The 11,435-nt window shown below is 37.5% G+C and carries 10 protein-coding genes; 7 read left to right on the top strand and 3 right to left on the bottom strand.

The window, feature by feature from the left end:
* Nucleotides 1-7: 7 nt before the first annotated feature.
* From E2P86_RS18420 to E2P86_RS17675, 3 genes are all read right to left on the bottom strand, one after another.
* Nucleotides 8-244 (bottom strand): nucleotidyl transferase AbiEii/AbiGii toxin family protein, encoded by a 237-nt coding sequence (locus tag E2P86_RS18420; RefSeq protein ID WP_394346518.1) that lies wholly within the window; start codon nucleotides 242-244, stop codon nucleotides 8-10.
* A 297-nt stretch (nucleotides 245-541) separates the two neighbouring features.
* Nucleotides 542-1,656 (bottom strand): IS3 family transposase gene (locus E2P86_RS17680; protein WP_394346503.1). Its coding sequence is split into 2 segments (ribosomal slippage): nucleotides 542-1,407 and nucleotides 1,407-1,656, totalling 1,116 coding nucleotides; the frame shifts between segments, so codons are not numbered across the junction.
* A 691-nt stretch (nucleotides 1,657-2,347) separates the two neighbouring features.
* On the bottom strand, nucleotides 2,348-2,902 hold the full coding sequence (locus E2P86_RS17675) for a hypothetical protein (protein ID WP_240775541.1): 555 nt from the start codon (nucleotides 2,900-2,902) through the stop codon (nucleotides 2,348-2,350).
* Nucleotides 2,903-3,106: 204 nt separating this feature from the next.
* Between E2P86_RS17675 and E2P86_RS17670 the strand changes: the two genes are divergently transcribed.
* The 7 genes from E2P86_RS17670 (at nucleotide 3,107) to E2P86_RS17640 (ending at nucleotide 11,428) form a co-directional block, all read left to right on the top strand.
* Nucleotides 3,107-3,610, top strand: coding sequence for an RNA polymerase sigma-70 factor (locus E2P86_RS17670; protein ID WP_134433909.1), 504 nt, complete (start codon nucleotides 3,107-3,109; stop codon nucleotides 3,608-3,610).
* A gap of 57 nt (nucleotides 3,611-3,667) precedes the next feature.
* Nucleotides 3,668-4,270 carry a hypothetical protein gene (locus E2P86_RS17665; protein ID WP_085473529.1) on the top strand — a complete coding sequence of 201 codons (603 nt, stop codon included), beginning with the start codon at nucleotides 3,668-3,670 and terminating at the stop codon, nucleotides 4,268-4,270.
* 9 nt (nucleotides 4,271-4,279) lie between these two features.
* Complete coding sequence (locus E2P86_RS17660; protein ID WP_134433908.1) at nucleotides 4,280-5,485, top strand: hypothetical protein; 1,206 nt, start codon at nucleotides 4,280-4,282, stop codon at nucleotides 5,483-5,485.
* Nucleotides 5,486-5,627: 142 nt separating this feature from the next.
* Nucleotides 5,628-8,048 (top strand): TonB-dependent receptor, encoded by a 2,421-nt coding sequence (locus E2P86_RS17655; protein ID WP_134433907.1) that lies wholly within the window; start codon nucleotides 5,628-5,630, stop codon nucleotides 8,046-8,048.
* A gap of 30 nt (nucleotides 8,049-8,078) precedes the next feature.
* A complete protein-coding gene (locus E2P86_RS17650; RefSeq protein WP_134433906.1) occupies nucleotides 8,079-9,299 on the top strand; it encodes a hypothetical protein in 1,221 nt (406 codons plus the stop codon).
* An 88-nt stretch (nucleotides 9,300-9,387) separates the two neighbouring features.
* Nucleotides 9,388-10,086 (top strand): hypothetical protein, encoded by a 699-nt coding sequence (locus E2P86_RS17645; protein ID WP_134433905.1) that lies wholly within the window; start codon nucleotides 9,388-9,390, stop codon nucleotides 10,084-10,086.
* Between the two features lie 7 nt (nucleotides 10,087-10,093).
* On the top strand, nucleotides 10,094-11,428 hold the full coding sequence (locus E2P86_RS17640; protein ID WP_134433904.1) for a PepSY-associated TM helix domain-containing protein: 1,335 nt from the start codon (nucleotides 10,094-10,096) through the stop codon (nucleotides 11,426-11,428).
* Nucleotides 11,429-11,435 lie beyond the last annotated feature (7 nt).

Genomic DNA, 11,435 nt, shown 5'->3' with positions numbered 1-11,435 from the left:
AAATTCATTACACAAATGTATTCTTTAAGGAATTTAAATTTATAAAAAATGATTTTAAAAATTTAAGCACAAAATTGGAATTAGAATTTCTTTTGCTCAATGCAACGCTCATCAGCTTAAATTCCGTATTTATAGAAGTAAAATCTAGGTTCTCTGAAAAACGATAATTTGGGAAATAACACTTGCTCAAGCATGTGCCTCCCTTAAAAAATAAAAAATCTCGACAAGTCTTATTTGAGAATATAGCATCTATAAAATGGCCTAATACCCAATCTTTATCAATCGTGTTTTTAGAAATGTCATGTTCCTGTGCTTATTTATCGATTTCCTTTTCAGTATCATTAATATTGTTTATTAGAGATATCCAACAATTCTTCATGACTGATATTCAATCGCAACCTCAATGATTATAGCGATCTAGATAGGGGGGGGTATCCTCTGGAAAGCATTTTTGGAAGAGGTCATTCGGTAGACTTACCTGTTTTTCAGACAAATTAAAAGTGTTAAATTAGTTTGTTTTGAGCTCCTCCCATTTTCAAGACTATTCTAAAATAGAGAAATCTGGTGTTTTTGTTTGATTTTCAATAAACATCTCAGGTGTTAAATCCCCCAAACAGCTATGGGGCCTGAAGGTGTTATATTCTATTCTCCAATCTTGTATTTTTTGTTTAGCATCTTCCAATGATAAAAACCAGTTAGTGTTCAGGCATTCATCGCGAAAGCTGCCATTAAATGATTCAATATACGCATTATCTGTGGGCTTGCCAGGTCTAGAGAAAACAAGTTCCACCTTTTGTTCGTAAGCCCATCTATCTATTTCCTTTGATATAAATTCAGGACCGTTGTCAACTTGAATTTTCTTGGGCTTTGCATCTTTAAAAAGCGTTAATTCTTCCAAGACCTCAACAACTTGGTGCCCTTTTATCCCCTGTCCAACATGAATTGCCATACATTTACGACTGTAATTATCGACTATAGCTAAGCAACGTATTTTCTTTCCATCAAACAATGAATCCGAGACAAAGTCCATGCTCCAGCAGTCATGTAAATTAGAAAATACTGGTCTCTCGTATCGATGTGAAGCAGATCTGGATCGTCTAGGACGCTTACTCGTAAGATTCAACCCCTCTTCTTTATAGATCCGATAAATCCGTTTATGATTATCTGGCCAACCCTCCCGCCGTAAGAGTACACAGATCCTCCAAAAACCGTAACGAACTCGCGACTCAGCAATATCTCGAATTCGTAAACGTAGTGGACCATCTCCTCGCTTACAACTAGTGTAGTACCACATCGACCTGTTCAAAAGTGAAACTGCACATGCTCGGCTTAGGGAAACTCGATAATTTGAAATCAATTCACTAGCTATTTTTCTACGCTGGGAGCTGTTCAATACTTTTTTTTTAACACATCCTGCAACATTTGTTTGTCCAGACTGAGATCCGCAACCAATTTCTTTAGTTGAGCGTTTTCTTCCTCTAATTGTCTCAGTTTACGAAGTTCAGCAACTCCCAAACCTCCGTATTTCCTCTTCCAATTGTAAAAGGTCGGTTCACTAATACCCATCTTTCTACAAATTTCTTCTACACGAGTACCTGATTCGGATTGCTTGATAGCGAATGCAATCTGCGCTTCTGTAAATTTTGATCTTTTCATCGTTTTCCTCCTAGTTTAAAGTTAGTTAATCAACAGGATTTCTCTAATTTTAAATCGTCCGATTTTTAGGGGGGAGGTCAATTCACTGAAGAAGACAAGCTTAAAATTAATATCGAATCATACTTATAAGTATGTAAATGCCTCACTTACGTAACACAAACCTTACTTTCTCAAATTATCAACCCAAAAACAAATTTTACATTTAAATAATGTTAACTAAGATTACTATATTTATCGAATAGCAATTGCAGCTAAAGTTCATATCAAATTCAGTGTGTTATTTGGTGAGTAGGAAAAAGATAGGTTTGTAAATTGCTGAAAAATAGATCAATGCAAGTAGGGTTCGATTCCTCTACGAGATAGGTTTTTTTATTTACTTAGCAATTATTTGTACCGTTTTCTTCAGACCAAACGTCACAAATACGTCGCAGCCTTAAATTTGAAACTAAAAAATAGTTCGTAAATTGCCTTTGCAAGACAGAGATAAAGATTTTTATCCTTGTTGACGAATGCAGGTCTATAGTCTCTTAATCTGTGGGTCCTGAGTTCGAGCCTCAGCGGGGTCACTTTCTGAAAAGGGCCGTTTTACAAATGCGTAAGACGGCCCTTTTTTAATTTGTTGGAAGAGCAATTTTCTACCCTGCTCATTATATGACAAAGGATAATAAACCCTTTATTCCAATGGGATATTTTATTTTCCTAATCTAAAGCCAAGTGTAACACCACCTACAAAAGTAAATTCATTTATACCATCATAAAAACTTACTCCGGGACCGATGCCTACATTCATCATAAAACGCTCTCCATAGTTACGCTGTATTCCCCACATAGCACCCAATACCAGGGAGAAATCAGGAACATATACATTGTCACTTTGCAGGATGGACGGACCGCCTGCAGCAACCACTCCGGCAATATAATTTCCGGAGTTATGTGCTACCTTTTTACCTTTTCTTAGCCTTTTGTTTAAATCGTAATAATGTCTGACTTGTACATCAAGCGCAGGACGGATAGCATAACCCCATTCCGATTCTTCATAATGGTAGTCATTAATTGTTATGGAGGAAGTTCTATATAAAACGCCCCCTGCTATAGGGCCTGATAAACGTAATGTCGTTTTTTTTCCAATACTCTTTTCGTATGATACGTTGGTCAGTAAATTATAAGCAAATTGGTGCTTCTCTACTGTGGCTTCAGTTTCTGTATTTGTTTGCGCAAAAGACATGTCGGCGAAAGCGATCGCCATAAGTGTTGTAATAAAAAATTTTTTCATTGAGGGTTAATAATTTGATGTCGCAAAGATATAAAAATTGGCAATGCTTGAAATAGTTCGACGCCGAAACCTCCGGTTTGTTTCTGTAAAGGGCCTATTCTCTCCATTACAAAACCTTATTTGAAATTAATCTAAATAAAATTATCTTTGGATGTTTTAAAAATATCCGCAGACATTATGCAAATCAATAAGAAGCAGTTTGAAACTCTTTTCCAATTATATTGGAAACGGATGTTTTTATTTACTGTGAAAACGGTGGCGGATGAGGAGGATGCGAAGGAAATTGTGCAGGAAGTTTTTAAATCGCTCTGGGAGAGGAGCAGTAATCTAGAACTGGCAGATGCGGAACGTTATTTGTTGCGTTCTGTGAAGCTAAAATCCTTGGAATATCTTAGAAATAAAGGCAATAAAATAAGACATCACAAAGTTATACTTCATAACAAAACACCGTATTATGAAGATAATAATTTTCAATATAAAGAGTTAAAAAATCAATTGAATACTGTTGTCGAGTCACTCCCCAATCAATGTAAAAATGTGTTTAAGATGAGCCGTGAAGAAGGTTTGACCAACAAAGAAATAGCAGGTAATTTGTTAATTACGGAGAGAGCAGTAGAATATCATATTAGCAAGGCGCTGTCTATCATTAGGTTAAGGTTGAGTGAGAGCCTAAATATATAGAAATCAAACTAATACTAATTTGTTTTTGTAATTTTGACTATAAACAATCTACAGCGGATGAAAATCAATCCAGATATGCTCCATAAATATGCTTCGGGACAATGTTCGGAAGATGAGAAGCTATTGGTTGAAAAATGGCTTGAGAGTGATTCTTGGGATAGTATTGAAGAGCAGGAAGTGGTAGCCGAAGAGGTAGGGAAAAGTATTTGGCATGGGGTTTCGGAGCAAACAGTTGCTACGCGGAGGATAAGTTGGGCCAAGATTACAGCTGCAGCTGCGGTTCTTTTTATTCTTGGTTTTTCATTTTTACATTTCAGACAAGAAACACTGGACTCACTTTCTTTTGCCAATGAATCATTGGGTGAAACTAAGTTTTTCGTCCGCGAGAACTATGATGTTTTGTTGGGAGGAAATAGTAACGTAAAGATTGATTTGGTTAATAATAAGCTACTCTTTTCGGGAGATTTTATACTCAAACCAAAGTGTGATTTCAAATTATTGGATGCAGACCAAAATACGTTAGTTTTTAAGGCGGGAAGAGAATATTTTGTATCTGATTCTCCTGATTTTGGAAAAATTGTAGCTTTTCAAAAAAGTGATTTAGCATTTTTGCCATCAAGTATGCAAATTAAAATTAGAGAGCAATTTCAAAGTATCTAGTTGTTGAGGATGAGAAGAGTTGTTTTACTGTTATATTTCATTTCGATTTTTCTTTTTTCTTGTCAGCAACCTACAGAGAGAAATGTAGATCCAAACTTTGTTCTGTGCTTGTTCAATAAGGATGAAAGTCCAACGAGTTTTTTATTAGTTGAAAGTCTGGACGAAGATAAATCATCAACTGCGGTGCAAATACCGCTGTCTACCTCACGCATTCGCGAAAGAGAATATATTCAAAAGCATGGTTTTTTTTATCGATTGTCAAATCGAAATAATGTCTTTACGAAGTATCAAATACAAGGCTCTTCGTTGGTATTGGTCGATAGTTTGCAGTTGAATAATTCCAATTTTGAAACATTCAGCTGGATAGATGATGAACATTTGGTTGCTGTTAGCCGGGAAGATGTTCAGGAGAAAAAGAGCCAAGCACGTGTTTATCAAATCGACGTTAAATCGATGAAGATCGTCAGGCAAGACACGATAGTTTTGCCCTATGCAACCGACGAGTTTTGGGCTTTGCATGTCGGTCTTGTGCATGTGGATAAAGATGATCTGTGGTTAGCCTATTCTTTTTTTAAATCCAAAGGAAAGTACGGACATACAACATCGGATACGACATATTATGCCACATTAGATTACAAAAGTTTCCAGCTTAAAAATATTCAAAAGGAAATGCGATCTACTTATCCTGGTGGATTCAATATTATACAGTCATATAGTTTTGAAGATGAAAAAGGAGACTATTATTTTATGACGAATCCAGGTATAGCATTGGGAAATAATATTAAACTACCGACGGCTATTTTTAGGAAGAAGAAAGGACAATCTCTGGTCGATGAGGCTTTTATGATCGATATCTCTGCTGCTGTTGGAAATCATGCTTACGGACTTTGGTATGTTGGAGATGGTAAAGCTATTATTCGCAACGAACAAAAGGAACTGTATACTGATTTTTCGAATCACCATTCCGTATACCAATTTGAGTATAGATTGGTAGATTTAGCATCGGGTAAGATTGAAAAAATTCCATTTCCCTTAGATAAAGGAACGCAAAAGGAGAATGTTTGGAGCGATAAAAAGTATATCTATGCCGCCATCGATGACGCTAATGATGATCATCGGGTATGGAAATATAACCTTCAAACTAAAGAAGTAACAAAGGGAATTAAGCTCCCGAGTTCAACGAATTATACAGTCCGTCTGGATTACCTCAAATAATTCTATCCCCCCTGTTTTCGTTTTTAAATTTATTCGTCTGTTATTCAGGTGTTTGATGAAGGTTGTTGAATATAATTGATTATAGACCTTCGGTAAGGTTAAGTATATGCTACTCTCTTATGTATACTTAATCTAAATAAAAATGTTGAGGTCAACATCTACTTTTATACTATTCATAATCTTTACCGTGTTTGCGCAAGGGCAGACAACCACACAGCAATCAATTTCAGGATTTATCAAAGATAATTTTGGCAAACCTATCCAAGGCGCCACCCTTATGATACAAGGGCAAAGTCAAGGTACTTCGTCAGATGTAGATGGGTATTATAAATTGGTAACAATGACGCTATCAGGTCAAACTATTCTTCAAGTGACCGCCTTGGGTTATCTTTCAGAACAGCGCTTATTACACGGAAAGTATATTCAAGATTTCCAACTTAAGGAAGATCGTAACACGATACAGGAAGTAACAGTATCAGGAATTGCCAAAACGGAAAATGAACGAAAAGTCGCCGAAATAAAGCGTTCAGGATTTAATGTGAGTGTCATTGATATGAACATGCATGCGAATCAAACGGCAAATATTAACCAAATATTACGAACAGCACCAGGGGTTACATTTCGAGAAGATGGTGGCCTAGGTTCAAATTTTGTATTTCGGATCAATGGTTTGGATGCTAAAATATACATTGATGGTGTTCCGATGGATAATTTTGGGTCTTCTATGTCGCTGAATAATATTCCCGTAAATCTCGTTGATCGTATTGAAATTTATAAAGGTGTTGTACCCGCTTTCTTAGGCTCGGATGCTTTAGGCGGAGCTGTAAATATTATTACGAAGCAACGGTCACGTCATTATCTTGACTTAAGCTATAGCTATGGATCATTCAATACCCATCAGGCCGCTTTGGTTGGTATGTATACCAATCCAAAAAATAAACTGTCGGTTCGGACGAATGCTTTTTATAATTATTCAGACAATAATTACACCATGTATAGTGAACCCAAATATGGTGTGGTGTATGAGACGACAGTTGATAACAAATTTGTACCGCTTGATAAAGTAAAAAGATTTAAAGATCGATACTACTCCGCGATGGGGCAGATCGAGGTCGGCTTGCGAGATAAGAGTTGGGCGGATCAGTTTTTTGTCGGCCTGACATATTCCGCAAATAATAAGCAAAATCAACTTGGAGCGACTATCAGTGATGTTAATGGCGGAAACTGGAGAGAATCGAATTACCTCATGCCCACATTAAGTTATAAGAAGCAGAATTTTTTAGTGGATCGTCTTTTTGCGGATATCTACGCTAGCACGAGCTACGATGTGTCTAATATTCGCGATACCGCACGCTACAATTACAACTGGGGTGGGACGTGGATTGCCAACCAAGGTGCGAAACCGAATCTGCTGCAAGATGAAGAACAGAAGACGACAAACTGGTTGGCAAGAACAAATTTTAACTACGATTTTGATGCGGAACGTAACCACAGTTTGAACCTCAATTATAATGTTAATGCTAATAATAGAAAAACCCAAGATAGGATTTTAGATTACGACATGACGGGATTGCCGAGTCGTATGACAAGACATATCATCGGGTTGTCGTGGCAAAATCAATGGTTTAATAAACGTTTGGTGAATAATATTGCCATCAAATATTATGGGTTGGATACCTATAAAGAAGTGGATGAGCGGAAGTATGACACCAATAATCAGCTAATAAGCGGTGCCATAGTTTCCTACGATAAATTCTTTAATTATCAAGGCTATAGCTTCGCCTCGAGGTTTCGGATTTTTAAAGATGGCGGAGTCAAGTTTTCCGCTGAACGGGCATACAATATGCCAACCATGAATGCGCTGTATGGTGATGGTCAGAATCAATTAGCCAATTGGGAGTTGAAACCCGAACGAAGCGATAACTTAAATAGTGGGTTTTATTACAATACCTTTCTGAATGAAAATCACTTTCTAAATTTTGACTTTTCAGGTTTTTATCGTTTGGCAAAAGACTATATCAACACCCGTATTGTTTCTGTCGATGGACAATCTAAGTTTCAGGCGTATAATATACCGGGGGTCAAGCTTTATGGGGCGGAAACGGAGATTCGCTACGGTTATAAGGATATTATTACGGCGACTGTCAATGCGAGTTATGACAAAGCGCTAGATAATGTTAAATATACAGATGATACAAACCAAGAGGTGACCCTGACCTATGGGTACCAAATTCCGAATAGACCTTGGGTCTATGGAAACATGGATATTGGAGTTGCCCAAAATGATTGGTTTGAGAAAGGTAGCCGTACACAATTGTCGTGGACAACACATTTTACACGATGGTATTATTTGAGCGATTCGCATTTAGGCTCATTGGCCTCCAAGAACCATATTCCAAGTCAGACCGTTCATTCGCTAATTCTCAGTTATTCTTGGAGTCGAAATAAATATAATGTCTCCGGGGAGGCACGTAATCTAACCAATGAAAGAGCTTATGATAATTTCCGTTTGCAAAAGCCCGGAAGAGCTTTTTATGTCAAACTGAGAGTGTCATTAATGTAGTATTAAAACAAAACAGATAATAAAATAAAAATGAAACACAATCGTATTTTAGCTTGCGGCGCACTAGCGTTAGCATTGTTAGCATCTTGTAAAGATAGTCCTGATGTGCCAGAAACTGTAGAAAAAATAAGTACAGAATATTCTGTTTGGGTAACTTCTGCTACAGGATCGTATCTATTAACAACAGATAATTTAATGAAGGATACTTTGTTGACTCCTGTAGGAAACAAAGGGATAGACCTTTCAGCATACCTTCCTGCAGCTTTTTATGCAGTATATGCATACAACCATGAGGGCAAATTTTATGTGTCTAATAATGGTACGCGTTTCAGCCAACTTGAGATTCAGAATAATGCAACGCTAAAAGAGACGGATAACTATGCTTTTCCTTCGAACTTCTTTTTAGGTAAAGTATTGAAAGATGTGAGTACGAAAGATGAGTTGGTGATGACCAAAACAGCGGGTACTTTCAATGAGGCTAAAAATGTACTAGAGCAGCCTATATATTTTATGAATCTTAAAGATATGACACTTAATAAAACATTAAATGTCGATATCCCATTTTTAAAGTACGCCCCGCTTAAGCCAGATAAAACACCTTATACGAATCCATATATGGTGCCTACTAGCATTACCGTAAGAGGGAATAAGCTGTTTGTCGGACATAAATATAGAGGTACAGACGTGTCGGGTAGTATGGATATATCAGATACAACATATGTTTACGTGTGTGATTACCCAGGCTTAACGAATGGCAAAATGTTAAAGGATGCCAGAGGTGGTTTTGCTGCCGGTCACTGGGAGGTTCAGACGCTTACCTTCATGGATGATAACAATGACTTGTACATTGTAACGAAGAATAGAATAGCTTCTACTTATGGATTAATACGTATAAAATCAGGAGAAACGGAGATTGATAAAGATTATTTCTTTGATTTGAAAGATTACAACGTGTTTAAAAACAGTACAGCTCAAGTACAAAAATTAGGTAATGGTAAAGCCTACCTTAGCCCTTATGTTGTGGATCCTGCCAACAAAAAAGTTATTGCGGATTTAAGAATCTTAGTCGGTGGTGGTGAGTCAAAAACTACGATGAACTTTATGGAGAATGGAAAGTTGTATGATGTGTTCAAGACTGATGCTTCGAAGTGGTTTGTTTTTGAATATGACCCAGCTACCAATAGTGTAAAACGTGGTGCAGAGATTGATCCGGGGATTACACATGTTTATCACGTCAATAAATTAAAATAAAATTTAGTGTACATAATGGCAGACAGGTAAAGTCACCCTCATAGAGCGAGCTTTACTTGTCTATCAGCTTTAAAGTAAAAGACATTTTATGAAAAAATTAATAGTATCCATCCTTACTTTTTTTGTGGTATTGTCGGCTTCGGCCCATGCGGTATTTATCGAGACCGCGCTCAAAGGAGTTAAAGGTCAGTCGCACACGGTTAAAGTCGTTTACGGCGAACCTGATGAGCATGAGGATATCTCGAAATGGTGGTGGTACAAAGATGGAATGCAGGTGGATTTGACTTTGATCAAACCCGATGGAAGTACGACCGCATTGACGACAACAGCACAAGGCAACCATCTGTTGGCAACTTTTGTCCCGGATCAAGAAGGCGTCTATCATGTGTCGCTAGCGAGGGATACCGAGCGTCGTGAAGGGGCTAAAACACAGTATCAAATCAATGCTTTAGCGTCAATTCAAGTGGGGCGTAGTACCGTAGGAAATGTTGCAACCCATATTGTTAATGATTTGTTTGTTTATGCAGATCAAGGGGTTTACAAAAACAAAAAAGAAGTTTCATTGGCGTTGTACGAAAAAGGAAAACCTGCGGCGCATACTTTCTTTCAGGTAATTGCCCCGAGTGGTTGGATTAGATGGGTCGAGACAGATGACAAAGGTGTTGCTCGTTTTATTCCAGAATGGACAGGCAAATACTTTGTTGAGGTATCGAAAAAAGAAAAAGTTGAAGGAGAAGCTTTCGAAGAATATAGCCGAGCTACTTCGATGAGTTTTGAGGTGAAATAAATAGGAAATGGCTGTAAGAGAGAAGAAGAGAAACTTGTCGATATTTAGGCTGGTTAATAACTGGTTACATCTTTGGTTAGGTTTAATATCAGGTATTATCGTGTTTATTATTTGCTTGATGGCTTGTTTATGGGTTTTCAATTATGAGATTATAGATCTTATGATTCCTAAAAAGGAGCGACAATATATTTTAGCATCAAGCAAATCTTTGATTTCTCCTTCTAAGATTACGTCTATTGCTGACTCACTTTACCCGAACACTGTTGTGGGTGGAATTACGTATACCAGGGATTATCCCGTATCATTTACGATTCAAAAACAAAATAAGGATGGGGATCGAAAGAGGAGTAAACATGAAATCCATTTACTGCATCCCTATACCGGAGCATACTTGGGGTTACAAAAGGAGGACAGTTCAGAAGAAGCACAGTTACGTGAAAAGTTGAATAGTTTCTTTGCTTGGACTTTGAGTGGGCATCGCTTTTTGTGGTTACCTAGAGATGTTGGTCGGCCAATCGTCAATTATGCGACGCTGATCTTCTCGATAACATTAATTACCGGTTTGGTCTGGTGGTACCCGAAAAAATGGACGAAGTCCGTCCGCGATAAGAGTTTTAAAATAAAATGGAAAGCAGGATGGAAACGGGTGAATCTTGACCTGCATAACGTGGTCGGCTTTTATTCTTTTCTGTTGGTTCTATTGTTGGCGGTTACGGGGATGTATTACGGTATTACCTGGTTAAATAAAGCCTTGTATTGGTCAACGAATTGGGGAACAAGTTTGCCCGAACGTACTTCGGTGAGTTCAGATACGACAAAAACTGCTTACCTGACTCAATTTCCAGCCGTTTTTGATAAGGAAATCCAATCCATACTGACGCAGTATAAGGATCCACATTATTTGACGATTACTTATCCAGATAAGGACAAAAAAGAGGGTGCGATATCGGTGTATATCCGAAATGATATGGACCGACAGTTTAATAATCGTTATTATTCGTTCGATCAATATACAGGAGCGTTTCTTCCAAATAGTATTTCTTTATTTAATAAAGATTACGAGGAGTTGAGTGCGGGAGAAAAGTTTAGGAGACTTAATTACGATATCCATGTAGGGTCGATTTGGGGATTCCCATCTAAGGTTTTGGCTTTTTTCTTAACTTTTATAGCCGGTTCAATGCCGATTACAGGATTTATTATCTGGTATAATCGTAAGTGGGGAAAGAAAAAAGGAAGAAACAAAAAATCAAAGGATACAAACCGGGACGTTCAAAACATAGCAGGTGATGCGCTTGAAATAAAGCCTCCTGTACGGTTCCGACCTAAGTCTACGAATATGTAGACGATAC

The sequence above is a fragment of the Sphingobacterium psychroaquaticum genome (assembly GCF_004421025.1).
Classification (GTDB): Bacteria; Bacteroidota; Bacteroidia; order Sphingobacteriales; family Sphingobacteriaceae; genus Sphingobacterium; species Sphingobacterium psychroaquaticum.
The sequence above is the reverse complement of the archived record's forward strand: the minus strand, read 5'-3'. Positions and strand labels throughout refer to the sequence as shown.

What these genes read in the sequence shown, in the direction of transcription:
- E2P86_RS17655 (WP_134433907.1), top strand. Translation starts at nt 5,628, where the DNA reads ATGTTGAGGTCAACATCTACTTTTATACTATTCATAATCTTTACCGTG.
- E2P86_RS17645 (WP_134433905.1), top strand. Translation starts at nt 9,388, where the DNA reads ATGAAAAAATTAATAGTATCCATCCTTACTTTTTTTGTGGTATTGTCG.
- E2P86_RS17670 (WP_134433909.1), top strand. Translation starts at nt 3,107, where the DNA reads ATGCAAATCAATAAGAAGCAGTTTGAAACTCTTTTCCAATTATATTGG.
- E2P86_RS17650 (WP_134433906.1), top strand. Translation starts at nt 8,079, where the DNA reads ATGAAACACAATCGTATTTTAGCTTGCGGCGCACTAGCGTTAGCATTG.
- E2P86_RS17675 (WP_240775541.1), bottom strand. Translation starts at nt 2,902, where the DNA reads ATGGCGATCGCTTTCGCCGACATGTCTTTTGCGCAAACAAATACAGAA.
- E2P86_RS17665 (WP_085473529.1), top strand. Translation starts at nt 3,668, where the DNA reads ATGAAAATCAATCCAGATATGCTCCATAAATATGCTTCGGGACAATGT.
- E2P86_RS17660 (WP_134433908.1), top strand. Translation starts at nt 4,280, where the DNA reads ATGAGAAGAGTTGTTTTACTGTTATATTTCATTTCGATTTTTCTTTTT.
- E2P86_RS17640 (WP_134433904.1), top strand. Translation starts at nt 10,094, where the DNA reads ATGGCTGTAAGAGAGAAGAAGAGAAACTTGTCGATATTTAGGCTGGTT.